At 39.8% G+C, this 26,844-nt stretch carries 20 protein-coding genes, 1 tRNA gene and 1 pseudogene; 12 read left to right on the top strand and 10 right to left on the bottom strand.

Features of this window, described 5'->3' with window-relative positions; all coding sequences use genetic code 11:
- Positions 1–615: 615 nt before the first annotated feature.
- Complete coding sequence (locus tag VB620_RS01535; protein WP_323194357.1) at positions 616–1,569, bottom strand: RluA family pseudouridine synthase; 954 nt, start codon at positions 1,567–1,569, stop codon at positions 616–618.
- A gap of 1,295 nt (positions 1,570–2,864) precedes the next feature.
- Between VB620_RS01535 and VB620_RS01540 the strand changes: the two genes are divergently transcribed.
- Entirely contained in the window at positions 2,865–3,893 is a 1,029-nt protein-coding gene (locus VB620_RS01540) for a response regulator (RefSeq protein WP_323194358.1), read from the top strand.
- 38 nt (positions 3,894–3,931) lie between these two features.
- Here VB620_RS01540 and VB620_RS01545 read toward each other — a convergent pair whose 3' ends face one another.
- The gene (locus VB620_RS01545; RefSeq protein WP_323194359.1) at positions 3,932–4,681 is read right to left on the bottom strand and encodes a class I SAM-dependent methyltransferase; all 750 of its coding nucleotides are present in this window, start codon (positions 4,679–4,681) and stop codon (positions 3,932–3,934) included.
- Positions 4,682–5,280: 599 nt separating this feature from the next.
- Here VB620_RS01545 and VB620_RS01550 point away from each other — a divergent pair.
- The 3 genes from VB620_RS01550 to VB620_RS01560 all read left to right on the top strand — a co-directional run bounded on the left by VB620_RS01550 (position 5,281) and on the right by VB620_RS01560 (position 8,374).
- Positions 5,281–6,108: an FkbM family methyltransferase gene (locus tag VB620_RS01550; RefSeq protein WP_323194360.1), complete on the top strand. Its 828-nt coding sequence runs from the start codon at positions 5,281–5,283 to the stop codon at positions 6,106–6,108.
- Between the two features lie 284 nt (positions 6,109–6,392).
- Positions 6,393–7,298, top strand: a complete 906-nt coding sequence (locus VB620_RS01555) for an SAM-dependent methyltransferase (RefSeq protein ID WP_323194361.1) — start codon at positions 6,393–6,395, stop codon at positions 7,296–7,298.
- A gap of 122 nt (positions 7,299–7,420) precedes the next feature.
- Complete coding sequence (locus VB620_RS01560) at positions 7,421–8,374, top strand: NAD(P)-dependent oxidoreductase (protein WP_323194362.1); 954 nt, start codon at positions 7,421–7,423, stop codon at positions 8,372–8,374.
- Positions 8,375–8,396: 22 nt separating this feature from the next.
- Here the strand turns inward: VB620_RS01560 and VB620_RS01565 are convergent, their stop codons facing one another.
- Entirely contained in the window at positions 8,397–9,620 is a 1,224-nt protein-coding gene (locus VB620_RS01565) for an FAD-dependent monooxygenase (RefSeq protein ID WP_323194363.1), read from the bottom strand.
- Between the two features lie 75 nt (positions 9,621–9,695).
- Between VB620_RS01565 and VB620_RS01570 the strand changes: the two are divergent.
- From VB620_RS01570 to VB620_RS01590, 5 genes and pseudogenes are all read left to right on the top strand, one after another.
- Positions 9,696–9,797: pseudogene (locus tag VB620_RS01570) on the top strand (winged helix-turn-helix transcriptional regulator); the annotation flags it as partial.
- An 87-nt stretch (positions 9,798–9,884) separates the two neighbouring features.
- Complete coding sequence (locus VB620_RS01575; RefSeq protein ID WP_323194364.1) at positions 9,885–10,292, top strand: hypothetical protein; 408 nt, start codon at positions 9,885–9,887, stop codon at positions 10,290–10,292.
- 90 nt (positions 10,293–10,382) lie between these two features.
- On the top strand, positions 10,383–12,473 hold the full coding sequence (locus VB620_RS01580) for a tetratricopeptide repeat protein (RefSeq protein ID WP_323194365.1): 2,091 nt from the start codon (positions 10,383–10,385) through the stop codon (positions 12,471–12,473).
- A 147-nt stretch (positions 12,474–12,620) separates the two neighbouring features.
- Positions 12,621–12,845 carry a hypothetical protein gene (locus VB620_RS01585; protein ID WP_323194366.1) on the top strand — a complete coding sequence of 75 codons (225 nt, stop codon included), beginning with the start codon at positions 12,621–12,623 and terminating at the stop codon, positions 12,843–12,845.
- Positions 12,846–12,853: 8 nt separating this feature from the next.
- Entirely contained in the window at positions 12,854–13,273 is a 420-nt protein-coding gene (locus VB620_RS01590; RefSeq protein ID WP_323194367.1) for a PIN domain-containing protein, read from the top strand.
- Positions 13,274–13,387: 114 nt separating this feature from the next.
- Here VB620_RS01590 and cobA read toward each other — a convergent pair whose 3' ends face one another.
- The 3 genes from cobA to VB620_RS01605 form a co-directional block, all read right to left on the bottom strand.
- Positions 13,388–14,167 (bottom strand): uroporphyrinogen-III C-methyltransferase, encoded by a 780-nt coding sequence (gene cobA, locus VB620_RS01595; RefSeq protein WP_323194368.1) that lies wholly within the window; start codon positions 14,165–14,167, stop codon positions 13,388–13,390.
- Positions 14,164–14,877, bottom strand: a complete 714-nt coding sequence (locus tag VB620_RS01600) for a sirohydrochlorin chelatase (RefSeq protein WP_323194389.1) — start codon at positions 14,875–14,877, stop codon at positions 14,164–14,166. Before VB620_RS01600 ends, cobA begins: the two co-directional genes overlap by 4 nt.
- A 171-nt stretch (positions 14,878–15,048) precedes the next feature.
- Positions 15,049–15,429, bottom strand: coding sequence for a DUF4359 domain-containing protein (locus VB620_RS01605; protein WP_323194369.1), 381 nt, complete (start codon positions 15,427–15,429; stop codon positions 15,049–15,051).
- Positions 15,430–15,553: 124 nt separating this feature from the next.
- Here VB620_RS01605 and VB620_RS01610 point away from each other — a divergent pair.
- A tRNA-His gene (locus VB620_RS01610) sits at positions 15,554–15,626 on the top strand.
- A gap of 150 nt (positions 15,627–15,776) precedes the next feature.
- On the opposite strand, the gene VB620_RS01615 is transcribed toward VB620_RS01610, so the two are convergent.
- Positions 15,777–16,838 carry a hypothetical protein gene (locus VB620_RS01615; protein WP_323194370.1) on the bottom strand — a complete coding sequence of 354 codons (1,062 nt, stop codon included), beginning with the start codon at positions 16,836–16,838 and terminating at the stop codon, positions 15,777–15,779.
- Positions 16,835–18,118 carry a DNA methyltransferase gene (locus VB620_RS01620; protein ID WP_323194371.1) on the bottom strand — a complete coding sequence of 428 codons (1,284 nt, stop codon included), beginning with the start codon at positions 18,116–18,118 and terminating at the stop codon, positions 16,835–16,837. The genes VB620_RS01615 and VB620_RS01620 overlap by 4 nt, the downstream gene beginning before the upstream one ends.
- A gap of 514 nt (positions 18,119–18,632) precedes the next feature.
- Between VB620_RS01620 and VB620_RS01625 the strand changes: the two genes are divergently transcribed.
- Complete coding sequence (locus tag VB620_RS01625) at positions 18,633–21,053, top strand: sucrose synthase (protein ID WP_323194372.1); 2,421 nt, start codon at positions 18,633–18,635, stop codon at positions 21,051–21,053.
- A 77-nt stretch (positions 21,054–21,130) separates the two neighbouring features.
- On the opposite strand, the gene VB620_RS01630 is transcribed toward VB620_RS01625, so the two are convergent.
- Together VB620_RS01630 and cax are read right to left on the bottom strand one after the other, a co-directional pair.
- Complete coding sequence (locus VB620_RS01630; RefSeq protein ID WP_323194373.1) at positions 21,131–21,694, bottom strand: peptidoglycan-binding domain-containing protein; 564 nt, start codon at positions 21,692–21,694, stop codon at positions 21,131–21,133.
- A 703-nt stretch (positions 21,695–22,397) separates the two neighbouring features.
- Positions 22,398–23,501: a calcium/proton exchanger gene (gene cax, locus VB620_RS01635; RefSeq protein WP_323194374.1), complete on the bottom strand. Its 1,104-nt coding sequence runs from the start codon at positions 23,499–23,501 to the stop codon at positions 22,398–22,400.
- A 459-nt stretch (positions 23,502–23,960) separates the two neighbouring features.
- Here cax and VB620_RS01640 point away from each other — a divergent pair, with 459 nt between their 5' ends.
- The gene (locus VB620_RS01640) at positions 23,961–26,675 is read left to right on the top strand and encodes a DUF3536 domain-containing protein (protein WP_323194375.1); all 2,715 of its coding nucleotides are present in this window, start codon (positions 23,961–23,963) and stop codon (positions 26,673–26,675) included.
- Positions 26,676–26,844: the final 169 nt, after the last annotated feature.

Consider the following 26,844-nt stretch of genomic DNA (forward strand, 5'->3'; position numbering starts at 1 on the left):
TTTAAGTCTCTGTAGCACCGACAGCGACTAATTAAATTGGGAATGTTTAAAAACAGACTGGGGATCAAACCGCTCCTCATGTTAGTCTCGTTATTCCCTATTACCAAAGTAACAAGCAATTATGAGAACCGGGGGTATTTTTATGAGAAATCGGCAAATTTGAATAAACTAATTGCTTTGTTTGACTTTCGTCTGTCATTTCACCCCTTCAGCTTATGTTTATACAATGCCACAGCTCCTTTATTTGTTACAAATTATGAATAAATAAGATGCAGGAATAAGAACCACCTCAAATCCTTTACATACAAGGACTTTGCCTGAGAAAATGGTAGAAAAGTCGTAACATTAGTTTATATTTTGTACATATAGCTTAAAGATTTATCAATTTTATATTTTATTAATTTTTACATAACTGTTGGAAATACAGGGTATCAGAGTTTTTAGGTGTACACTTAGTAAGTGGTGTTTTTATTAAAATTTATTAATTTAATCTATCTTAATTGTCCTGTAATTACTTGTGATCCATCGTTATCAGAGTCAAAAACTGGAAAAAAGGTTACAAATCTCAATATTGGGGACTACTCACTAATCCCCGCCATTGCTTTTACTGTGACTTCAGGTAGCAATTCGCCGCCGGAGAATTTGTAGCAAAGTGGTGAATGTTTGAGGAGGGGTAGCTGTGACTGAAATCTCATCTTCAGAGACTGGATGTTGCAACTTGAGTTGCCAAGCGTGTAGTGCTTGACCCGTTAAGTTAACTCCTAGAGAACGACCAGAACCATAAATTGGGTCGCCAACAATGGGATGACCGATTTTAGCGCTGTGAACACGAATTTGATGGGTACGTCCGGTTTCTAATTGAAAATGGATTAATGTGTAGTTTCCCAAGCGTTCTAGTACTTGCCAATGAGTGATGGCAGACCTACCTCCTTTTTCGATGGGGACTATTGCCATTTTCTTTCTATCTTGGGGATGACGACCGATTGGTTCATCTATAATGCCACAGGCGGTTTTTGGCGCACCATAAACTACACCTAAGTATTCTCTTCGTGCAGTTTTTGCCTGGAGTTGTGCTTGTAAGCTGCGATAAGCAAGATCAGTTTTGGCAATGGCGATCGCCCCCGTTGTATCCTTATCCAATCGATGCACAATCCCTGGACGCTGGACACCACCAATTCCTGGGAGATCGGGACAATGTGCCAATACAGCATTCACCAAAGTCCCATCAGGATGACCGGGTGCTGGATGGACAACTAAGCCAGCCGGTTTATTCAGAATCAGTACTTGGTCATCTTCATAGAGAATATCTAGAGGAATATCTTCAGCTTCTACTTTCAGGGGTTGGACTTCGGGGATTTCCAGAATGATGCGATCGCCTACCTTGACAGGGATTTTCTTAGTTGTACAGATGTGATTATTGACTTGAACCTGGCCCTGTTCAATTAATTGCTGGATGCGAGAACGAGATAAATCTGGTAATTCTTGCGAAAGGTAGCGGTCAAGGCGTTGACCAGCAGTGATGACTTCCCCAACACCTGTTTCTTCAACTTGTAAATTAAATGCGGTCACAATTGTTTTAAATTAATTCCTCTTGCTTGCAGTTAAGCACAGAGACATGGTAACTCTGTTAATTTTATAGCAGGGAACAGGGAACACTTCGACAAGCTCAGTGCATCGCAGGGAACAGGCTTGTCCTGAGCGTAGTCGAAGGGCTGGAGGCTCCCTAATTGTAAGGGTTTCATTATCTGTTTCTGTCCTAACTTCCTTGGCGGTTGCTATAACCAAATGGGGAATAGAGGGTGAGAAAAAACCTTGATTGTATTATTCCGAGATTGTCAGCGCACAGCCCAGGATAAACCACAAAAATCACATCAGACTCCTATAAATTGAGAATTACTCATTTTTGAGAATTACCGTATCAGCATAGGGACTATTTTTAAAGTATACAATCTCGAAAAAGTATAGAAAAATGCCATTAATTTCGATTCACATTTTCTTTACTGATTCCTGATGATATTTACATTTTTTTTGTTTCCTTTGGCAAAAATTATAGTAACCTAAGAATTAGTTCACAAGTAATTTGCACTCTACCATTTAGCTAAAAAAGCTATGGGGTTTGTATCTACTATCCTCATAGGATTGCACTGCAAATGATTTAATATGTCCATAAAAGTAGTGCCGAATCACTATTGATCACCACATAACACCAGACATATTTTCAAGGCTGATCAAGTGATTAAATTCTACTGAATCCTAGACTATTGGTTTTTCTGTCAGCAATCGTCCCATTATCTCAACTTGTCATCATCAGTGACGATAATCACAGTAACCTGATGGCTTACCATTGGCCGAACAAAGAAACCAGTAATCCCAAACTTGTGCAAACCTAACCAGGATAGATACTTAGTTAATTACAATACACATTATCCTAGTGATTTGAGCTTTAATACCTGATTAACGAAAATATCAATTGATAAAACACGGATAACAGAGATATTTTTGCTACTGATGGGCTAGAGCCAATAGTCTATTTACCGCAGTTAAGTTACTGTAATACTAGGCTAATCAGCGTCATAACAAACAATTGAGTTGGTTTTTCTACCACTACTTTCCGTTAACTAATGGGGTGATTTTGCTGTTTTACATCAGCATAACGGACTCTACCACTGCAAATTATCAATAGATCAGCCATATCTTAACAGATATTTGGCAATTAGGAGTTAGGGGTGAAGAATCTCTGTACTAACTCGAACATGACCGCTATATTAAGCTGAACACTAATTTTAAAAATCTCGTTGTGAATGCTGAAATAGTTATTCACTAATTTTGATCGTGGCTTTTAATTATATCTCAAATCTGTGCCGATGAAGACACTTCCCATTAGTAGATATAGATTTTTCCAAAAACTTCAACCCATATCTCTTTTAAAAAAAATCACCACTAAGACTGTTAATGGTTGCTTGCAAGTATTTAGCCCATCTGGTTCTTGGTCAATTTATATAGAAGAAGGTAAGCTAATCTATGCTTCTTATTCAGAGAAGATATTTGAGCGGCTTTACAGAAATTTGCAAACCTTAAGTCCGCAAATCTCAACTCTTCCTGATGGAATTGATCAGCAATTGCAAGCCATGTTTGAAAACCGGGTTGAAAATCAGGCTATCTCCAACCCAGATTATCTGGCTATTTGTTGGTTAGTCAGTCAAAAATACATTAATCCGACTCAAGCAGGGAAACTCATAGAGTTACTGGCGCTAGAAGTCTTAGAAACATTTTTGTGCTTAGAAGAAGGAAGTTATGAATTTATCTCAGAAAGCTTTCTGGATGATATGCCAAAATATTGTCATTTAAATATCCGTTTATTAGTCGAACACCGTCAGGGAACTTACAGAGACACTTCACCCGGTTCTGCAATCAAATTTTCGCCAGATGTGCGCTTTCACCAGCCATCACCACAAACACAAAAAGTAAGTGAAGACAAGAAAAATATACCTAATAGTTGTGAGCAAACTAAACCGCCTGTTGCAAAAAAGCTCTACAAGATACTGTTTATTGATAACAATCCTACGGTATTAAATAGTATTGAAAATTATTTAGATGAGCAAATATTTTCCGTAATTACAATTACCGATTCTTTCAATGCTTTAACGGAAATTATGCGGAATAAACCAGATATAATTTTGTTAGAAGTTGATATGCCCCAACTTGATGGTTATGAAGTCTGCTCATTATTACGTAAGCACTCATCGTTTAAAAATACGCCTGTAATTATGGTGACAGCTAAAACAGGACTCATTGATAGAGCTAGAGCCAAGCTAGTTAGAGCTTCCGGTTTTTTACCTAAACCTTTTACACAAGGAGATTTATTAAAGATAATTTTCCAAAATATTACGTAATATTAGTAACACTATATAATCTTTCTAGTAGAAAATTATCATTTCTGCATAATATAAAACACATAACTATAATATTCTGAGTATTTACGATACATATCAATCTCCAATTGCTCCATATTGATTACTTCCAGAGCTTCTATATCATTTTGGTAATATTTTCTTAAACCCTGTAATTTTTTTTCTAAAGGTTGATGGTAATGATTCCACCAAGCTGATTCTGCGAGTATAAAATAGTCAATAATTTTGTAGCCACTATTTTGGATAATCTTTAAATTACCTTCAATATCCTGCATGGCTGGATAACCTACACTCCAAAATTCTTTTAATTCTTTTGGTGCGTCATGTTTAAGCCATGTAAGTTCTGAAGCTACTAAGTATCCTCTCTGATTTAACAAAGGTTTCCATTGCTTTAGTCCATTTTCAAACCCAAGAATATATATTGAGCCTTCCGCCCAAATTACATCAAAAGTTGCATCAGGAAAATCAAGAGCAAACATATCAGCATTAATTACAGTAATTTTTTCTGATAATCCTTGTTGAAGCACTTGCTGTTTTAGTTCATTCACATAAATATCATGGTTATCAATAGCAATAATTGTGCCATCAGTCAGGCTAGCTAAGTCTAAAGTTTGAAAGCCGGGTCCACAACCAATATCTATAATGTGGGGGTTAGGTGGTAAATCTCTCAATTTTAAGAAAGCATTTTTTGTAGATTCCGAATCCCCTGGACCTTCCCTGGGTATACCCTGATGAAGTTGAAAAAATATTTCTATCTGTTTATTATTCATAACATTTTGGTTAAATAGTTCTCATATCTATGGCAAGGGTAATAGAGTAGATTTAAAATCAAAAAACTCACTATATAGAAGATACCGTAGTATCATACTACAAAAGGTTTTGTACTAGTTGCCCCTCGTGACACGCTGACTAGGTTTACTCTGATTAGCTCACTTCGTAGTTGTAGGCGACTTTAGTCCCTGAACCGTCAATAATTACCGAATAAAGACCGCTAATTTCCTCGATTTCTAATCAGAAAACCCATCTGTGTCAACCTTCCATTTTCTGGTGAATACTGACTGTTGGATGATTGCAATGTAAAGGTGGAGGTGCGTCTCTCGAGATAAGAACGCAATCTTTTGTTGCTCCTGCTGGTTCAGATCCTTATGGTAAATCAAAAGCATCGGGATCGTTAAGCATTTGACCTAAGGGACTTTAAATCTCTTCACCATCTTCTAGGAAACTGGGAATTGGTAGTTTTAGGGCATCCACAAAGGTGTCGATAATCAGCATCGTTGTCTACTTGGCTTTTTTTTTACCTGTTCACGCACGTAAGCGTGTAAAATACTCATCAGTTACTTCTATCTAACTAACCCTCTAAGTTGACACAATGAAAATGCTCCAAGATATCGAATCTCAAGGTAAACTGATCAGCGAATTACTTATTTTAAAAAAGAAGATATTACAAGAATACTTAGGAGAGGCAAAAATCAAGAAAGAGATTGAAGAAGAAATCTATTATGACTTTTTTCTTTATGACAGATTATTACGCAAATACTCATGTAAACGTAATGGAGCAATATATCTAGGCGGGCATAAAGGGGAAATGTTGTTAGCATTAGTTTTATTAGGATTTAAGAAAATTCTAGTAATAGAACCACAACCCGAATTATTTCAACAGCTTCAAGAAAAAATTACGGTGATTAATCAACTGCTAAGTTATTATGACACCCTGGTTGAGGGACAGCCAACAACATCAATTGAGATTTTTCATACTGCGGTTGGTGCAGTCGATGGAGAAGCTGAACTTTATATGACATCAGAATCACAACTAACTTCGCTGTTTAAACCAAAAGAGGCCATAATCAACGAGGAAACTATTTACTCGCAGGTTAAAGTCAATGAAACAATCAAAGTACCACTTCAGACAATTGACACTATCATAGAAAAGTCTTCAGGAGAGATATCAGATTTTGATTTTCTTTATATGAACATCCAGGGAGGTGAGTTAAAAGCATTGGAAGGAGCTAAACAAACCCTACCTCAACTACAAGCAATATACCTTGAACAAAACTTAATACCTCGCTATGAAGCTTGTCCCGAAGCAGTAGAAATAGATAAATGTCTAATTGATCGCAATTTTACCAAAGTATGGAGATACACCTTGGAAAGTCATGGGGTTAGTTATGACTGGTACATCAATAGAATCGGGGTTTAATACTTGAGGTGGCGACAGAATAGCCTGAAAAGGTTTCTATGTATGGCAGAGACGTTGCCAATTTACGAGGGTTTAACGCCTGTAGAAACTGTATGAATGTGTCGCAAAGAAGTCAGCTTGGCAAAAATCTGGTTTAATGAAAAAGGCTCAGGTATTTTCTGAAGAATTTTTAACATTTCTCAAACTAGTGTAAATGGCATGAATGTCTCCTGACTTCTGACTTCTTATCTCACATTAAACTTGACCTTTGTCCGACTAATTACATAATTAATAAACAGAGATTGATGTCAAACCAAACAAATTCCTCTTTAGACTTGGGTTTATCTGACAACCGAAAGAAAATTCTAGAGCAATATAATTCTGATCAAGGGATACAGTTCTATCAAACTGTTATGGGAGATTTTGGATTTAGCATTCACTATGGGATTTATGAAAATCCCGATGAGAGTGTTGGTAAAGCATCAGAAAATGTGATCAAATTTATGGCGAATTTGATCGATCAGAGGTTGTCTCTTGGAATAGGAAAACGTATTGTTGATCTAGGTTCTGGGTATGGAGGTGCGGCTCACCATTTGGCATTGAATTATGGATGTCGGGTTACGTGCGTTAATATTTGTCCAGATCAAAATCAGGTAAATCTTCTCCAGGCTAAAAAGCTTGGTATTGCTAATCTGATTGATATTGTTGAATGCAGTTTTGAGGATCTTCCCCAAGATTGGACTAATCAATTTGATGCTGTCTGGAGTGAAGAAGCTTTTTGTCATGCAGAAGATAAACATCAGGTAATTAAAGAGGTCAACAGAGTCTTAAAACCTGGCGGAATATGTGTCTTTAGCGATATTATGCGTGGGGAAAACGTTGACGAAGCTGATACAAACACATTCAGCGATCGCAATGCTGTTACAGGTTTAGGCTCTGTTAGCGATTATATAGCGTGGAGTTCTTCTGAGGGGCTAAAAAATGTCACTTATCATGATTTTACCAGTCACTTAGGGATTAACTTCCAGAAAATGATTGACCAAATTGATCAATTTTGGGATCAGATGGTTGATGGAAGCGTTAGTGAAGAATACCTGAAGCAATTTCGCACCTCTTTAGTTGATCGCCTTGATGCTTTTGAAAATGGTTCTTTTTCTTGGGGATGTTTTGAGATAACAAAAGCACTAGATATTTCTTCAATTTCAGCTTAGTTTAATTCTAATTGTGTGTATGATATCTACCCGTGGGAGCGTCACATCAGATTGTCTGAACTGGCTGAAAGTAGTACATCCTTGAGACATTCCCTTGCTAAAATTCAAAAAATTCATCTGTCATGTTTAAAATCCTCAGTACAGCCATAATTCCCAAAGAATGTCTGAAATCATTACCAGAAGAATTTTCTGTGGATATTTTTAGAGAAAAGCGGCCGATGGATTATGCAGAAATCCTAGAAAAAGTAAGTACCAAAAGCTATGATGCAATTCTGTGTACTTATAGAGATCGGATTGATGGTTCATTAATTAAAGCCGCCGCAGGTTCTCGCCTCAACATTATTGCAACCATGAGTACAGGAACGGATCATATTGATTTATCAGAATGCCAAAAACATGGCATAGAGGTTTATAACGTCCCTAACATAACAACCAATGCTGTTGCAGATTATGGGGTAGCTTTGTTACTTCTAGGGGTACGGAGGTTAGATCAGAGCTTACAACAAGAACCTGACCAAGAACCTTGGTATTATATGTGGAACCTGTCGGGTTCCTCGTTATCGAAGATGACCATTGGAATTGTTGGTTTGGGTAATATTGGTACAGCAATTGCCCAAAGGCTAACTGGCTTTGGATCTAAGTTAATATATTACTCACGCCACAGAAAACAGAATATAGAGCAGGAGTATGGGATAGAATTTAGACCTTTTGGGGAATTACTTCAAGAGTCAGACGCTGTGATTGCCAGCTGCTCACTTAATGCTAAAACACGAAATTTGTTTTCATTAGATACCTTTACTAAGATGAAATCTTCATCTATTTTCATTAATATTGCCAGAGGTGGAATCTGCAATCAGGATGACTTATATCAAGCTCTCAATTCTCAGGAAATCAGCATGGCGCTGTTAGATGTGACAAACCCAGAGCCTCTACCTCCCTCACACCCCTTGCATCAATTAGAGAATTGTCTAATCTTCCCCCATATTGCTACAAATGTTAAGAATAGTCGCATTGATATCTGTAACTTAGCTCTCCAAAAAATTTATAACAATATTAGAGACTTCCAATTGAAATAGTAGTATTTGCATTAGCAGTTTTTCACACTTTTAAACTTACCCGTGTGATTCCTTGGCGCATTTGGCGTTGTCTCCGAGACCAAGATTTTTTAATGATTGTCCGTAGTAGAGGCGCAAGTTGGATTAAGAGCGATCGCACTAGGGGATTGTTCCGTAGGAGTTCGCCTTGTGCGGCTTCTTGTAACTGGAGTTGCTGGGCGCGGATAATTTCTGGCTCCCGTTCTGTTTGAATGTCTGATAGTGCTAAATCGATCTGCTGATGTTCTCCATCTGCTGACAATATGGGGACTAGATGATTAGCCGCTACAATTACATCCCGCAATGCCATATTTATACCCTGAGCGCGGACAGGAGACATGGGATGTGCAGCGTCACCTAACAGTAATATCCCTGGTGCGTGCCATTGGGGACAACAACCAACGAGAACAGATAACTTAATGGGAGATTCGATGGTGTCTGCATGATGGCGGAAATGTTCTGCTAACCATGAGGGGGATAGGGAAGCGAAGATTTCTCCCCAATTTGCTTGTTTATAGTCGGTTGGTTCTGTGGCTGAAATTACATAAGCTAGATGTAGTTTACCTGACTCCGCACCATGAAAAATGCTGAAAATGCGGCCCCCGGCATTGCGCTCCGCGCGATCGCTATTAACAATAGTCCGAAATACATTATCATCGACAAACTGAGGACTAGCAGCCAGCTTAAACCAGAGAATATCAATACTTTTAGGCTGATGTACTAATTTTAATCCGGCGCGTTCTCGGACAATTGAGTTACGACCATCCGCCCCAATCACTAAATCAGCAGTGAGTTGTCGCCCATCACTGAGAACTACACCTGCAACACGTTCACCACTCCACAATAAATCTTTCACAGCAACACCCTGGATAAATTCAAATCCATCATGGGTTTGAGCTTCTAAAATCAGTGCTTTGAGTAATGGCGGTTGTGATACTAATGTACAGGGACGACTTGCACCCATTGGCTCGTCTACGCGAAATAATGGTTTTCCATTAATGATGAACTCCCAGCCATCGAGTGGGCGAGTGGGAATATTTTCTAACAGCCTAGATAGTCCCATTTGTGCGAGTGCATCTAACCCACTAGGCATTAATCCCTCACCACGAAACACCCGATGCAAGTCTTTTGCAGCTTCGATGAGAGTGACATTAATGCCACGTTTGACTAGGAGGAGGGCTAGTGTTGCACCTGTGGGACCTGCGCCGACAATGATAATTTGTGCCATTTTATGCCTTCTGTATATGTTTTTGAAGTACGAGGACTCAAGTTTTAAATTGCAAGTTAAAAGTATAGTAATCATCCACGTCGGATGAGCTATCAATTAACAGAACGAGGTAAAAGCCTCCGCCCTGTGCTGAAAAGAATTATGGTTTGGGGACTCAGATATATTCCTGATGAGTAATTACTGTATTATCCTATTGCCGCAAGTCAGAATTATGATGCGCTAATATACATTTGTATAACTAATTGCGATAAACTGCGTAAATAAATGGATATCATCTCAATCGTCAAACTTCTGGCTCCCTGTCTGCCATTTTTGCTGAATGCAGGTAATAAAGCCATAGAAGGAGCATCTCAGAAAGTTGGTGAAGATGGTTGGAATAAAGCAAAGGCTATTTGGGCTAAGTTACAACCTAAAGTAGAGGTTAAAGAAGCAGCCCAAGAAGCCGCGACAGATGTAGCTGAAAATCCAGAGAATGAAGATTTACAAGCAAGTTTGCGGGTGCAATTGAAGAAGATTTTGGATGCTGATACCGCACTGGCAGAGGAAATAGCTCAAATTTTGCAATCTGGAAATAATCAATCTGGTGACAACATTCAAATGAATGCTAATGCTTACGACCAAAGTACCTTAAAGCAAGTCGGGAAGATTGAAGCTAATGAAGTGACTTTTTAAACGCAAAAGTACGCAGAGTATCACCTAAAACTCACTGACTCTCTGCGTCTCTGCGCCTCTGCGTGATATTCATTTACTATCATTCAGCAAATGGAAGAAACCAACCCCGGCAACCAAAGAATCATCAAATTAGAGGGAAATGCCCAAAATACGAGTAAATTAACTCAAATTGGTTCCGTTGATGCAGAAAATTTTCACCTAACAACAGAACAAGTTCAAATTCTGGTTCATCTAGAAAGTGGCAGTAAAACAGAATCACCAGGGATTTTAAAAGCAGGTGACTCCCCCAAAAGCTTGGCTTATTGGCAAGGAAGAACAGAAGAAATTGCCAAAATACAACAATGGTTAACTGATAAAAATACGTTCCTCATTGGCATAGAAGGCATTGGTGGTACAGGGAAATCTACGCTGTCCGCTAAAATTTATGATGAAATTGGGGGTTTCCCTAAACGTTTTTGGGCTGATGTCGGTAACGGGGCAAGTTTTAGCGATTTAGCGAGGAAAGTATTACAAGAGTTTGGCTTTCCGGTTCCAGAACAAGAAACGCAGTTAGTCGAGGCGTTGATTAGGTGTTTACGAACTGGTCAATTTTTACTGATTATTGACAATTTAGAGAGTTTATTACAAGCAGATAGACAATGGGGAGGTCTATTTTATGGTGATTTCTTTAACGCTTGGGTGGAATCTGGCAGTAATAGTAAAGTCTTAGTCACCACTAGGGAAAGACCAGAATTACCAAAAGGCTTTGAATGGCTACCCCTGAAAGGTTTGCAAGTAGAGGAAGGAGTCGCACTGTTAACTGCATTAGGCATTCGGGGAGATTTAGCCGAGTTTGTCAAACTGGTAGATGGGCATCCCTTATTGTTGAAATTGGTAGCAGATTTATTAAAAGCAGAATATTCCCAAGACCCGGATTTAAGCAGACTAGCAGATTTAGGTTTAGGCAACTTGCAGCAGTTGTTGACAGATCCCCAAGTGGTAGGCGTGCATCGTCGGGCAAATGTGGGGATGGTGTTGGTATTGGATGCCAGTTTTGCAAGATTGAGTGAACTACAAAAGGCTTTATTGCTGAATATTAGTGTTTATCGTGGTGCAATTGATAGCGCAGCAGCTTTGGCAGTATTACTGGGAAGTTCAGAAGCAGAAATTGAGCAAGAGTTAAGGAATCTGGTTAAGCGTTCTTTGTTGGTAGAAAAACTCAATGGTAAACGGCGATTTGAGTTTCAGCCTGTGGTGTTGGAGTATGTGCGGTATAAAGCAGGTAATCAAAGAGAGGCGCATCAAAGAGCTATCAATTACTATCTTTTGAATGTTAAACAAAAACCTTGGCAGACTAAAGAAGATATCAAAGAATATTTAGAACTTTTTTATCACTGGTTTCAACTAAAAAATTATGATTTGGCTTTTGATAACATTCTATTCTGCAATGAATTTTTGACCTTACAGGGCTATTACACTACTCTTGATGATGTATACGGACAGTTGAGAGAAATGTGGGACAAAACTGGGGAGCAAGAAACTTGGAAATATTGGTTTTCCATCAATGAATTAGGTAATACCTACTACTCATTAGGGCAGTATAAACAGGCGATTGAGTACTACAAGCAGTGTTGGCAAATAGCTATCAAGATAGGCAGTCACAATGCTGAAGGCTCTTCTTTGGGAAATTTGGGCAATGTCTACCATGCTCTAACAGATTACCAGCAGGGGATTTTGTACCATAATTGGTCTTTGCAGATAGCTAGGGAAAATAAAGATAGCAATGCTGAAGGCACATCATTAAACAACTTGGGTAATGCTCATAACTTATTGAATGACTACGAAAAGGCTATTAAATATTACTATCTATGCTGGCAGATAAGAAAGAAGACAGATGATCCCAATGGAGAAAGCAATTGTTTAAACAATTTGGGTGTTATTTATCATCGTCTAGGAAAGCCCAAGAAAGCAATTAAATACCTTCAGCAATCTTTACAGATACAAAAGAATATAGAGTATGGCAAGATTGGTGATCGCAGGGGGGAAGCGAATGCGTGGTTTAACTTAGGTGGAGCATTAATGGATGTCAACCGGAAATCAGACGCGCTTGGTGCTTATCGCAATGCTCATGAACTGTATCAAAAAATGGGACTTGATGCTAATGTGCAACGTTGCAAAAACTTAATTGAGCGTCTTTCTTAACCACAAACGCCTGTAGTTCCTCGTCGTGGTTTTTGGTCGTGGTTGCGGCGGTTGTGGCGTTGGGTTCGCTCTTGGTTTCGGCGGTAAATAAAGTCGATTCACTTATAATTAATATTAAGCTGTTAATTTTCAACTTCTTAATCACCTATGCAAAAACTAGAAATAGAACTCGATCAAGAAACCTTTGCCAAAATCAACCAATTGGCACAAACCTATGATTGCCAAGTATCAGATTTAATTACAGCAATGATTGGGCATCTCACGCAACCAAAAATTCTTAATGATACATTTATAGGTAAATGGGCTGATGATTCTGAATTAGTTGATGAAATGGTCGCAGATATTTTAAAACACAGGAATTATAGAGACTAAAGTTAGGTGTGAGAAAATCTTTAATTGATACGGATATTTTATCAGAAATTCGCAAAGGTAAAAATTATAAAATTAATGCCGAGTCTATTACTTATAGAGCTATATGGCAACAGCATACAATTTCTGTGATTACTGTTTCCGAAATTATCAAGGGATGGAGGAGAATCAATCGAAATGACCGCATTCAAGAATTTTTAACAGATTTGTTTCAACTGGAAATCTTGCCTTTAGACCAAAGCTGTGCAGAAATTTCAGGCTTGATTCAAGCGGATTTAGAAACATCAGGAAAACCAATCGGATTAGCAGATGTTTTAATAGCTTCTATAGCGATCGCCAATAACTTAATTTTAGTCACAGGTAATACTAAACATTATCAGAAAATTCAAGCATTAGGATATCCTTTAGTAATCAATAATTGGCGAGAATGAGTTTTTTTGATTGATGGTCATCATGAATCAGATTCAAGATTTACATAAACTTGTTGGGTTGCGCGATCGCCTAACCCAACCTACTTTTATGATTAATTCTGATTTGACTAGTAATTAAACAGGGCGACACTGAGATAAAATACTGTGCAGATTTACTACTGAGCCAATAACTGCGATCGCCGGAGCGCTAAATCCTGTGGCTTCAACTTGGGGAATAATGGTTGCTAAAGTGCCAATTAATTCTTCTTGTTCGGGTCTTGTACCCCAACGGACTAAAGCAATGGGTGTCCGTAAATCCAGCCCGGCTTGGGTGAATTGTTCCACAATATAAGGGAGATTATGAATGCCCATGTAAATTACAATGGTTTCGGAACCTTGGGCGATCGCGTGCCAATTGACTTTCGGTTTATACTTACCTGCCGACTCATGCCCAGTCACAAAAGTAACTGAAGAACTATAAAGCCGATGAGTTAACGGGATACCTGCATAAGCAGAAGCCGCAATTCCCGATGTAATACCCGGTACAACTTCCACAGGTATCCCGGCTTGGACTAAATCTGCCATTTCCTCGCCACCGCGACCAAAAATAAACGGGTCGCCGCCCTTCAACCGCACCACTACAGCGTTTTCTTGCGCCTTTTCAATTAACAAATGGGTGGTTTCTTCTTGTAATAATGAATGTCTCCCCATGCGCTTACCCGCGTTGATTTTTTCAGCTTGGGGATTAATCATCGCCAAAATTTCTGGACTGACCAAGGCATCATAAATCACCACATCGGCAGATTCTAACAAAGCTTTACCCTTGAGGGTCATCAGTCCTGGGTCTCCTGGCCCCGCACCTAATAAATAAACCTTACCCAAACTCCTTAGCGCTACTTTCTCTGTGCGGCTCATGTATTAATTAAATCCCCAATCATCTCAGCTAATTCTGCACTTGCTCCCAAAGGTTCCGCCAGTTGGAAAGTGACAGTAGGAAATTGTAATTTTAACTTTTCTATGGACTGAGCGATCGCATCGGTAATGCCACCTGTAAATAAAAAGTATGGCAAAATAGCAACTTCCCGTTTTCCCACAGCTACCAATTCTTGTATACGTGATTCTAAACTTGGAGCCACAGCCCAATAAGCCGTTACTGCACCTAATTTGGCTGCTAGAATTTCTATTGGTTGTAAAGCATCAGGACGACGGCTACCATGAGCCAACAAAATGGTAGTTTCAGCTTTTATCCTCCTCATCTCCTGAGAGAATAATTTTACTAAACCTGGATGAGTCCCTAAATAAGGTTGCAGCTTAATGATCATATCGTCACCCAGAGCCTGTTGTGCCAAAGCAATTTGCTCAGGAATATCTTCCTTGACATGAACACCAGGTAGCAGAAATAGGGGTAAAATTTCCACGCAACCAACCCCTGCGACTAAAGCACTATGGGCAAATTTGATTATTTGTTGATGTAAAGGTTGTGGTTGTAATTCTAAAGCAGCAATATCTACTAGAGGATTAATCTTGCCGAATGTCTGAGAAACTAACTCTGCTAATTCCTGCATAGCAACTTCTGGGCGGGGGTCGCGGCTACCGTGGGATACCAGTAAATACGCAGATTTGATCATAATTTAAAACCGGAATTAGACACACACCAAGATACAGCAGTTTCCAGCTAGAGTTAAAGTGTTTAGCAACCCTGAAGTAAATTAAAACTAACTAATATGAAAAACTTTAGTCCTGTTAGGGTTTTGTGAATAGAGACAGCCGTCGTGGGGACAGAATTTCATTTAGGCTCATTGCCTTTCAGCCATGTATGTATAAAATTGATTCAATCCTCCCACGGTTTCAAATTTATATCCCGGTATTAAAGAACTCAGTTTTAACTCCGTCTTGTAAATAGTAAAAATGACATAATTTTGCTTTTCTGTACTTCGTGACAAGATTTCTCGTATTTGGGGACTGGCTTGATCTACCAGATTGTCGCATTGAGATTTAATTAAACTTTCTAAAAAATTTTGGGTTTTGCTGCAAACATCCTCTTTTAAATATTCTGTTAGCCGTTGTGTGGCATACTCTTCGTATTCAGCCTGAGAAGGATTAGTTGTGGCCATAGCCACCCCAAAGGCTGCTAATCCTAATGCTGTGGAACCCAAAATAATGCTGAGTGCTTTCATTCTTTCTCGCCTTGATTCTCAATAGTTATTGGAGTTCAAAGACTCTAAATCAACAAAATCCGTTCCTTGAGAAAACCCCTTGCTTTTTTTTCGAGCAAGGTGCTATAATCGGAACTGTCGCATGGCGAGCGTAGCCAAGAGGTTAAGGCAGTGGTTTGTGGTACCACCATTCGTGGGTTCGAGTCCCATCGTTCGCCCTATTTTAATGCAAAAGCGATATAAGTTTTGTTGTTTCTGAGATAATAAATGTTCTAGCAGGAGTAATGATTTGGTTTTGCGGAGGTTGAGCTTTGCTATTTTGGCACTTGTGAACCGATGAGAAGTGGCTACAAAAGGAAGCAAAGAGGTTATTTAGCATCCGGATCAATGCGACTGATGGTAGTTTTATTAAATTTTGGATTCTCTGTGATACTAAAATTTAATAGCCACTTTAGGACAGTATCATCACCTTCTATGGCATTTTTCAGAATCTTTGCCATATAAGGGCATTGGTGTAATGGAATTACATAGTCAAACACCTTTGCCATTGCCTGCAAAGTCGCCTGCGTCCAGTCCCCATCCACAACAATGATGCCAATTAAGTTTTGATAATGCCCTTTCCAGTTTATTGCTGAAAACATCTTATCTTTTGCATATAGGGATGCGTGGCGGCTACTAGATTTCCGAACCTCAATAAATGCTATGGGCTGCTTTGCATTTGGAACCACAAAATCTGCTCTAAAATTATAAACCACTCCCGTTAATGAAGAATATTCATCTTCTCGTTGGAACGGAACATTTTCATCTTTCAATGACTCGGCAACAACCTCCTCCAGCAAAACCCTGCCAACAAGGTCACGAACAATTCCCTCCATAGTAGATTCCATTCTTTGAAGAATATTTGCTTTGACTATTGATAAAGATGAAACCCTCTGTGAGAGAAAAACTGAAAGTCTCTCAGCAGCAGGTTTTGAAAAACCAGTGTCAGAGACAGCGCCGACTTCTTTTTTGAGGGTGGCTTTGCTAAAAACACCTGCTAAATGCTGAAAAATGGGGAGCAAATGTGGATTGTTTAGTAGCGCTTCAGCATCAAATTCAGTGAAGTTATTAGTAAGTTTAGCAGCAGCATCATATAGCTCATCTGCGAATGGCCTAATGAGGCTGTAGACACCTATAGTAACACTTCTTTCAATGTCAAAAGGCACGGCTCGCTTTCTATTCCATTCTGCAACCAAATGAGCAGGATCGATTGTAGTAGGATCAGAAACATAGAGGCCAATACCTGCAGCAAACATCAATCTTTCTAGAGGGTCAGATAGCATTTCTTCATCGATAAACGAAAATCCTCTTGTTTTTTCGGCAAGTGCCAGGTATCGCTCAATCTCAAGGCGCATGGACTCATTTGCCTTTTGATAAATTGTCATTTTCATTTCACAGCCTCAATGTGATATTCTCCTAGCCCTTTTTTAGCACCATCACGTTTTGATAGTACCCATCTATGCCCACGCTGGCGCAGAAGTTTCACCTTGACATCTTTAAAACCAATTTCTCTCATAATCAAAGATGTATGTTCATGAGTCTCGATATGTATTCCGTAAAGGGCCGCATCAGCTACAACCCAATGAATTTTCCCTCCAGGGCGCAGAGCTTTAAATACACCATTCAGCACTTGAGTTATTTGTGAATAGTATGGATAAACCAGATAATCATATTCTTTCCTTCCCGCTCTTACTGCACGCTCTTTTTCTAATTGGTTAACAAGTTGATCTAATTCCGAATGAAGCAAATTAGGAGTTGAAGCGCGGGCGGCGTTTTGATAGTCAGATGACTTTTTGCCTCTGAGCGCGGTAGTGGTGTTTGTAATCAAATGATTTCTTACATTCTCGGAAATATGCTTCCAACTACTACACCATCCCAAAAGATAAAGCTGCATTCTAGTCATTTCAGCATAGTCAAAATTGTTTAGGTATGGTGGAGAAGTAATACAACAACTTGCACTATTGGGATTAATTTCCTTCATATCCAAAGATGATTTTCTTATGACTTTTGCGCTATGGGTATGAACCCAATGGTCTTGATACCAATTAGAACTAATGTCATCCATAAACTCAGAGGCAACAAGCTCTATAGCTAAGTTGAATGGGATATGTTTTTTAGTGGATGTGGGTGCTTTATATATGCCGTCTGTCTGGGAGCCACATGATAATTCACAAGCTCTTAAAATCATCACAATGCCCAGACTGTGCAAATCAGGAGAGACCTTGCTTAAATTGCTAATAGCGATATTTATAAGGTTTAAATTTTCAACAGTGAAAAGCTTTGATAGAAACTTGACCGCATCATCAGACCATAGCAACGGATCACTTCTCTCCTTGATATTACTCAAAATATGTTCTAGGTCTTCCACGCAGTAATGCTGGAGTTTTCCGGATGAAACTGTATGAAAGATTGGATTTAGTTCATAACCAACCGCCTTAAAGCCTAGATTTTTTGCAGCAATTAATGTAGTGCCACATCCGCTAAATGGATCAATGATCGAGCCAGTCTCTGGTCCAGGCATCATAACCGACAGGCACTGCTCGACAAACTCGATGGAAAACCCCGCGATAAAGTTGCCCCATCGATGTATCCGTTTGGTATTACTCAATGTGTTTGTCGATAGGCGATGCTTAATGTCATTTGACACTATGTTTTGCTGTCTTAATAACATTAGTTAATCTTATTACCTTGATTACTGGTGTGGGTGGGTTGGTATGCTATACTATTTCGGTGGTTTCGCCTGGGGAACAACAGATATTTTGCCTGTTGTACGTCTAATTTATTGACGAATTTTTCCTACATTATCATTCATTAATGGTTTCTAGTGAGACTCAATAGTGATGCAGTGATATGAGCTGGTATGCTAAGTTTTATCATTCAATCCCAAAGCACCAGTTTTCAGCTTACAGGTAATATTTCTGCAAACTTGTGTGCAAATCATCACATATAGATCCTCTGCCAATGGGATGAGAGATTGTCACTCTCTGGTTAGAGTGAAAAATACTGAGTATTATATATTCTGAGTAAAGTGTAACACAAAGCAAGAGGCCTTTTGATGGCTAATTTCTGGAACACAGATAGCAAATGGGTCTGTGTTGATTTGTGTTTATATGTAATCAGACTTCAGGAAGAGGTGTTAGCTCTGTTCTGCGAGTCAAAATGCAATTTTAACGTTAGGGGTTACCATGTCTGAATTGATCCAAGCAATCCTGGATAGTGAAGAAAAAAGCGATTTGCGTTCGTTTTTAAGTCAGTTACGCCAGGATGAAAAAAATTACTTGCTGCGTAACGATATTCTAAATGTATTTATTGATTATTGTTCCAAATCTGACAAGTCAGAAACTAGCGCTGCTGCGTCTCGCTTAGGAAAACTCATTTACTATACTCAGGAAATTATTCAAGAAGATTCTAGCCTTTGTTTTATCATTCGTCCTAAAATTGCTAGTCAAGAGGTATATCGGCTCACAGGGGATTTGAATGTTGAGCCAATGACAACTGAGGAATTGTTGGATCTACGCGATCGCTTCGTAAATAAATCTCATCCCCAAGAAGGTGATTTACTAGAACTGGATTTTGGACCATTCTATGATTACACCCCAGTTATCCGCGACCCGAAAAACATTGGTAAAGGGGTGCAATTTCTCAACCGCTATCTATCCAGCAAAATATTTCAAGACTCGCAACAATTACTAGATAGCTTATTAAATTTCTTGCGTCTGCACCACTACAACGGAGTACAGTTGCTAATTAACGATCGCATCAAAACTCAGCAGCAACTTTCCGACCAGGTTAAAAAAGCCATTACCTATGTCAGCGATCGCCCCAAAGATGAACCCTACGAAAAATTCCGCTTTGAATTGCAGATGATGGGTTTGGAACCGGGTTGGGGTAACACAGCCATGCGGGTACGTGAAACCCTAGATATTTTAGATGAACTAATCGACTCTCCTGACCCCCAAACCATAGAAGCCTTTATCTCTCGCATCCCGATGATTTTTAGAATCGTCCTGGTATCAGCCCACGGTTGGTTCGGTCAAGAAGGCGTTTTAGGTCGTCCTGATACTGGTGGACAAGTAGTCTATGTCCTCGACCAAGCCAAAAATTTAGAAAAGCAACTCCAAGAAGATGCTCAATTAGCCGGTTTAGATGGGCTGAACGTCGAACCCAAGGTAATTATTCTCACCCGTCTAATTCCCAATAGTGACGGGACACTGTGTAATCAGAAGTTGGAAAAAGTCCACGGCACAGAAAACGCCTGGATTTTACGTGTACCTCTGCGGGAATTTAATCCCAATATTACCCAAAACTGGATTTCCCGATTTGAATTTTGGCCTTATCTGGAAACTTTTGCTATTGACTCCGAAAAAGAACTATTGGCAGAATTTCAAGGGCGACCAGATTTAATTGTCGGTAACTACTCCGATGGTAACTTGGTAGCATTTCTATTAGCCCGACGGATGAATGTGACTCAGTGTAACATCGCCCACGCCTTAGAAAAATCCAAGTATCTATTTAGTAACCTCTACTGGGAAGAACTAGAGAATAAATATCATTTTTCCTTACAATTCACTGCTGATTTAATTGCGATGAATGCAGCAAACTTTATTGTCAGCAGTACCTATCAAGAAATTGTGGGGACAGCTGATAGTATCGGACAGTACGAGTCGTACAAATGCTTCACCATGCCGGAGTTATATCACGTAGTTAATGGGGTGGAATTATTTAGCCCGAAATTTAACGTTGTACCCCCCGGAGTGAACGAAAGTTACTACTTCCCTTATACCCGCAGCGCCGACCGAGTAGAAGCTGATGGCGATCGCCTAGCTGACATTCTATTTAACTTAGAAGATTCTCAGCAAATCTTTGGGAAACTCGATGACCCCACAAAACGCCCTCTATTCTCCGTCGCACGTCTTGACCGGATTAAAAACCTCACAGGTTTAGCAGAATGCTATGGTCAGAGTCCAGAATTGCAAGAGCATTGCAACTTAATCTTAATCGCCGGTAAGTTGCGGATCGAAGAGTCCGGCGACAACGAAGAACGAGACGAAATTATCAAACTGTATCAAATCATTGAAAAATACAACCTCTACGGTAAGATTCGCTGGTTAGGTGTCCGGTTAACCAAATCCGATTCTGGTGAAATTTACCGAGTAATTGCTGATCGTAAAGGTATCTTTGTCCAACCAGCCTTATTTGAAGCCTTTGGTTTGACAATTTTGGAATCTATGGTTTCCGGAATCCCCACCTTTGGGACACAATTTGGTGGACCCCTAGAAATTATTCAAGATAAGGTAAATGGCTTTTACATTAACCCCACAAACTTAGAAGAAACCGCCGCTAAAATCTTAGAATTTGTGACCAAGTGTGATCAAAGTCCTCAGTATTGGGATGCTATTTCTCAAGAAGGGATTAACCGGGTATTGAGTACATATACTTGGAAAATTCACACCACCAAGCTATTATCCTTAGCCAGGATTTATGGTTTTTGGAACTTTACCTCTAAGGAAAATCGAGAAGACTTGTTGCGCTATCTAGAAGCTTTGTTCTACTTAATTTACAAACCCAAAGCACAAGCATTATTAGAAGAGCATCAAAACCGTTAACAACTTGGGGAGTGGGGAGTAGGGAGTAGGATTCGTTAGTTTGTCCCATAATTCAGCACATTCTCCAAATGGTATGACTATATGGTTAATTTTTGCCAAGTCACAGGGCCAACTACTCCATCTACCCCCACACGGCGTTGGTTTTGAAAGGCTTTCACAGCTGTTTCAGTCAGGGGACCAAAAGCCCCATCGACTCGAATAGCATAGCCATTAGTAACTAACAACCTTTGCAACACCCTTACAGGAGTACCATAACTACCAAAACGCAGAGTTGGTAAGGATCTACCGCCTGTATAAGTTGGCGATCGCGCCGCTAGCTTCATACTATTCTGTTTTATATTGGGAGTCGGCTGCTGCTTCGCTAAAGTTAGAGAAACTGGCGACAGTTGCCTATTTTTGATTTTATCCAAGAGTTTATCTGCGCCTAACTGAGATCCAGAGAAAGTTTTTGTCAAAACTGCATCTGTGGGCATAAATTCCGGTGGTGTAATGGGAGAATTATTAACTAATGGAGTTAACTTCTGCTTTGTTAACCTCTCCGAGCTATTTTCCACCTGAAATGGTTGCTGCTTCGGTAATTTATTGGGCAAAAGTTGTCTTGCGGTTAATATACCCGTAATCAGCAGTCCAATTTCACTCATTATCGTTTATTTAATGAATAACCTAATTTTTAATTTGACAAACAATTTTGTTGTTAGTCCGGAATAGTTTATACGGAGAAAACTCTAGCATTTATGTGATCTTTTCTGATCCGGTGTTATTTATAAATAATTTCATTTTGCAGTTGTTATCAAAGTTACATTGTGATGAAGATTTGTTAGGCTATGATCAATTTATTTATTACATTTTAAGTCCATCAGTATACCCTTTCCTGGTCTTAAAAGTATATAGTTATCTGTGTTTTTTCTAGTTAAATGTTCCGGATGAAATTTTCATTTTAACTATACAGGGAAGAAGGGGAGGATCTCAATATTTGAGAAACCTCCATTCAGCTAGCAGAGAAAGCAGAAATTTTATTTTACATTGATATTTGGCTGAAATCCTCTCACTTTCAGGCTGTAATCACTTGTGGAAACTGGTGCGTAATTCCAGGAAAATCAATGGCTGATAAATCTGCAAAACTGAGATAACCCTGGGAAAACGGCTATATTTCCATTTAAGTGAGTTAAATTTACATGAGCCGATTATTTGCTTCCTTCTTCCCAAAGTATCATCAAATTTGCCACTAAATCAGAGTATTGTGATATTTGCTTTTCCTGGGTGAAGTTTACAGATAAAATAAGAAACTGCTAAGGTCACAAAGAATGGGAAGAAGAATTACAGAAACAATTGAGGAATGCTATATCAACCGATACCATCGATGACAGGATGGAAGTAAAAAGCAAAGCCCAAGACTGTATAAGCTGCTAATAGTAGAACTCCCTCTAACCAATTGGATTCACCATCAGAACTAATACTATTGGCAATTAAAACTGATACCGCCACAGCCACTAATTCAAAGGGGTTAAAATCCAAATCCATTGGCTTGTCAAGTATCCACCCAGCTATTACTAAAACAGGTGCAACAAATAGGGCAATTTGCATACTTGATCCCACAGCTACCGAGATAGAAAGATCCATTTTATTCTTCATGGCTACGGTAACTGCGGTGGCGTGTTCCGCAGCGTTACCAATTATGGGAACTAAAATTACACCTGTAAATAGTGATGTTAAACCTAGTTGTGATGTCGCTACTTCCAAAGACCCGACTAACATTTCTGATTCCAGTGCCACGAACAGAGTACATACTAGCAATACACCACTCCATAGCCACATATTGGGTTTGGTATGAGGTGTTTCTTCGGTTTCTTCCGTTCCTTCGGTTTCTATGTCTGCAACACCGACATCATATAAATAGGCGTGGGTTTTCATGGAAAATATTAGTGTTAAAACATAGACCAGAATTAACACCACTGCAACTGCAAGGGAAAGATTTTGCAGAACTTCTTCCTGAATACCGGTGGAAGTATAATTTACCGCCGTGGGTAATAGAATGGCAATGACGGCCAAATTCATCGCCGAAGCGTTCATTCGCGCCACAACTGATTGAAATGTCTGTTCTTTATAACGCAGTCCACCCAACAGCATAGATAAACCCATGACCAGTAATAAGTTGCTGATAATGGAACCAGTAATACTGGCTTTGACTACATTCACTAAGCCGGCATTGAGGGCAACTAAAGCTATAATTAATTCTGTAGCATTGCCGAAAGTGGCGTTTAATAATCCTCCCAATGTGGGACCCACGACTACAGCTATTTCTTCTGTGGCTGTACCCATCCAGCCGGCTAGGGGTAAAATTGCTAAACCAGCTGTAATGAAAACTATCAAGTCTCCCCACTCTAAAAAGTGAGCAGCGACGGAAATGGGAATGAACAGTAATAAGAGCAGAAAAAATGGATTTTTCACTGGTGTTTGTTACCTTAAAATGAGAGTGTCCTGTACTTAGATTGTGATTAGTCGCCATAATCTGCAACCACACACTAGGATACTCTCAAGTGTCTGCGGTTGTGGAGAGATTTCACTGTCTCTGGATTGACAATGAATATGTAAAATAAAATTGCAATTTATGGAGATTTTGCAAACTTTCGTAGCAAAAATATCAATTACATTTCGGATTTTTCGGAAAATATAGGGTTTAATGGATTAATAGACCGGGAAATATTTGACTAGCGTTGCTGAAAAAAACCTGACTGGTTGTGGGATAACGCAGATTTACTGCTCTAGTTAAACGGTTTTTTAGGAAAATTTACTGCACCCTATACTCATAGTTTTACTCTATACCGGATTCGGGGTTCAAACTTCTGTAGAAAGGTTTAAATTCCAGTTTTCGGCACGAATGTAAGTTTTTTATTTGGATAAATATACATGACTTCTGCTGCTGAAAGACCAGTTAGCCCTAGTGCTAACTTTACATCCAATTCAACTCCTGATGATACTCACCACACTGATCCCCTGAAACAGGCGACTGGTGTTTATGTAACGGTGCATGGTCATTTTTACCAGCCACCACGGGAAAATCCTTATTTGGACGCGATTGAACGTCAACCGAGTGCTGCACCTTTTCATGATTGGAATGAACGGATTCACTGGGAATGCTATCGTCCCAATGCTTTTGCCAGGGTCTTAAATGATCAGGGTGAAGTGGTGAAAATTGTGAATAATTACGAATATTTCAGCTTTAATATGGGGCCGACGCTGATGTCGTGGCTAGAACGCTACGATTTTGAGGTGTATCAGCGCATTTTGGAGGCAGACATTAAGAGCTGTCAGCGTTTACATGGTCATGGGAATGCGATCGCCCAAGTATATAATCACATTATTCTGCCTCTGGCTAATGAACGGGATAAATACACCCAAATTCGCTGGGGTAAAGCCGATTTTCGCTCCCGCTTTGGGCGTGATCCCGAAGGTATGTGGTTAGCTGAAACTGGTGTGGACTATCCCACTCTAGAGGCTTTGGTGGCTGAAGGTATTCGCTTCGTTATCCTCGCACCATCTCAGGCGCAGCGTTGTCGTCCCCTACCAACTCACGATGATCCCCAACCGGAATGGCAAGAAGTCGGCGGTGGTCAAATTGACCCTACCCGTCCTTATCGTTGTTATTTCCAGCCAACACTTAGCACTGCGGCTTCACCTCTCAGCACAACTAGGTCAGGAAGTGGGGATCATGAAGATTGCCGCCCCTATATTGATATCTTTTTCTACGATGGTCCCATTTCACGGGATATGGGTTTTAGTGATGTGGTGTTTAATTCCAGTCATTTTGCCGGACGCATTGGGTCGGCGGTGCGTGGGGATCATCGTCCGTCTCAATTAATTTCTGTGGCTACAGATGGGGAAACCTTCGGACACCATAAGAAGGGAACTGAGAAAACTTTAGCTTATGCTTTTATCGGCGAGTTTCCTAAACACGGTTGGACGGTGACAAATTTTGCTCACTATCTCAGCCTAAATACTCCCGCTTGGGAAGCGGAAATTAAACCCGGTACGGCCTGGAGTTGCGCCCACGGTGTGGATAGATGGCAAGATGACTGTGGTTGTGGTGGTGAAGGTGGTGTTTGGCATCAAAAATGGCGGCGACCTTTGCGAGAGGCTTTGAATTGGTTGCGGGATCAGCTAATTGAGGTGTACGAGTCAAATGCGCGACTGTTATTTAATGATCCTTGGGTAGCACGGGATGAATATATTCAAGTGATGCGCGATCGCTCCCCTGCTAATGTTAACAGCTTCCTCACTCGTCATCAAACCCACAAACTCACCGCCGCAGAACAAGTTGATGCTTTACGTTTATTGGAAATGCAGCGTCACTCTTTGTTGATGTTTACCAGTTGCGGTTGGTTTTTTGAAGAAATTTCCCGCCCAGAAGGTACGCAGATTCTCCGCTATGCTTCCCGCGCTTTGGAATTAGCTGGAGATGTGGCGGGTGTGCAGTTGGAAAAAAGTTTCCTCAATCGCCTATGTTTAGCCCCCAGTAATGTGGATATGTTTAAACATGGTGGGGAAGTTTATCGGCAACTGGTGCAAACCGCTCAAGTTAGTGTAAAACAAGTAGCCGCCCACTATGCCATTACTTCTCTGTTTGGTAATCAAAAATCCACAGAGAAATCTAATTCCCATTCTGCACAGGAAAAAACTAAATATCCTCATCCTCAGCAAAAGCGGGTTTATTGTTACACCGTCAATGAGATAGATTACCAACTGCAACGGATGGGATCATTGACTCTGGCGGTAGGACATTTACAACTGGTGTCAGAAATTACCTGGGAGAGTGAGAGTTTAGTAGTTGCTGTGCTGCATTTGGGTGGTTGGGATTTCCACTGCTGTACGCAATTATTTACCGGACGGCGTGATTACAGTCAGTTGAAAGAAAAGCTGTTTACCTCTTTACAACAGGCTAGTGCAGCTCACTCTATTTTGGCAATGACACAGCTATTTAATGAAGAGACATTCGGTTTGCAAAATCTCTTTGCTGAAGAACGCCACCGAATTATGCAGCTACTGAGTCAAGAAACACTGACACGTTTAGACCAACTTTATAGCCAAGTGTATCGGAATAATTACGGTGTGTTGATGGCGTTTCACCGGGATGAACTGGAGGTTCCCCAAGAGTTACAGGTAGCCGCCGAGATTGCTTTGGGTTCACGTTCTATGATCACATTGCGATCGCTTGAGCAAGATATCACGGAATCAATCTTAACTTTAAATCACATTGTCGAGTTAGAGGCGATCGCCACTGAAGCTAAACATCTGCATTGTCGGTTAAATATTCCCGAAGGTAAGCAGATATTAGAACAATTGATCATACGATTACTCTGGCAATTGTTACATGATCAAAATGGCAGTTTTACCACAGAAATTCAATGTTTAGAACGGTTAATTGATGTTAGCTATCAGCTAAATATCGGTATTTCTCTCCACAAATCCCAAGAGTTATATTTTAGTTGTTTGCAAAGTCAAATTGTGCCGTTGTGTCTCACTAATTTAGGAAATCCAGAAGAAAATCACCAATGTCGTCAACTGCTGAAATTAGGGCAGAAATTAGCTGTTGATGTTAGCCATGTTTTGAGTAATTTGGATTAATATCTTTTTTAGAGGATGTTTGAAAAGTTTTTAATGTATAAATTGACCCCTCTCCAAACCTCTCCCCTGCAAGGAGAGAGGCTTTGAAAACCCCATTCCCTTGTAGGGAAGGGGGGTAGGGGGGTTAGGTTTTTGGAGATTATGGGTTTCATATAATACTTTTCAAACA

The organism is Nodularia harveyana UHCC-0300 (assembly GCF_034931085.1).
Lineage (GTDB): Bacteria > Cyanobacteriota > Cyanobacteriia > Cyanobacteriales > Nostocaceae > Nodularia > Nodularia harveyana.

Bases quoted from the DNA above. Each gene is read 5' to 3' on its own strand.
- VB620_RS01560 (WP_323194362.1), top strand. From the start codon at position 7,421: ATGTTTAAAATCCTCAGTACAGCCATAATTCCCAAAGAATGTCTGAAA.
- VB620_RS01575 (WP_323194364.1), top strand. From the start codon at position 9,885: ATGGATATCATCTCAATCGTCAAACTTCTGGCTCCCTGTCTGCCATTT.
- VB620_RS01625 (WP_323194372.1), top strand. From the start codon at position 18,633: ATGTCTGAATTGATCCAAGCAATCCTGGATAGTGAAGAAAAAAGCGAT.
- cobA (WP_323194368.1), bottom strand. From the start codon at position 14,167: ATGAGCCGCACAGAGAAAGTAGCGCTAAGGAGTTTGGGTAAGGTTTAT.
- VB620_RS01540 (WP_323194358.1), top strand. From the start codon at position 2,865: ATGAAGACACTTCCCATTAGTAGATATAGATTTTTCCAAAAACTTCAA.
- VB620_RS01555 (WP_323194361.1), top strand. From the start codon at position 6,393: ATGTCAAACCAAACAAATTCCTCTTTAGACTTGGGTTTATCTGACAAC.
- VB620_RS01615 (WP_323194370.1), bottom strand. From the start codon at position 16,838: ATGAAAATGACAATTTATCAAAAGGCAAATGAGTCCATGCGCCTTGAG.
- VB620_RS01565 (WP_323194363.1), bottom strand. From the start codon at position 9,620: ATGGCACAAATTATCATTGTCGGCGCAGGTCCCACAGGTGCAACACTA.
- VB620_RS01630 (WP_323194373.1), bottom strand. From the start codon at position 21,694: ATGAGTGAAATTGGACTGCTGATTACGGGTATATTAACCGCAAGACAA.
- VB620_RS01585 (WP_323194366.1), top strand. From the start codon at position 12,621: ATGCAAAAACTAGAAATAGAACTCGATCAAGAAACCTTTGCCAAAATC.
- VB620_RS01545 (WP_323194359.1), bottom strand. From the start codon at position 4,681: ATGAATAATAAACAGATAGAAATATTTTTTCAACTTCATCAGGGTATA.
- VB620_RS01640 (WP_323194375.1), top strand. From the start codon at position 23,961: ATGACTTCTGCTGCTGAAAGACCAGTTAGCCCTAGTGCTAACTTTACA.
- VB620_RS01620 (WP_323194371.1), bottom strand. From the start codon at position 18,118: ATGTTATTAAGACAGCAAAACATAGTGTCAAATGACATTAAGCATCGC.
- VB620_RS01550 (WP_323194360.1), top strand. From the start codon at position 5,281: ATGAAAATGCTCCAAGATATCGAATCTCAAGGTAAACTGATCAGCGAA.
- VB620_RS01580 (WP_323194365.1), top strand. From the start codon at position 10,383: ATGGAAGAAACCAACCCCGGCAACCAAAGAATCATCAAATTAGAGGGA.
- VB620_RS01605 (WP_323194369.1), bottom strand. From the start codon at position 15,429: ATGAAAGCACTCAGCATTATTTTGGGTTCCACAGCATTAGGATTAGCA.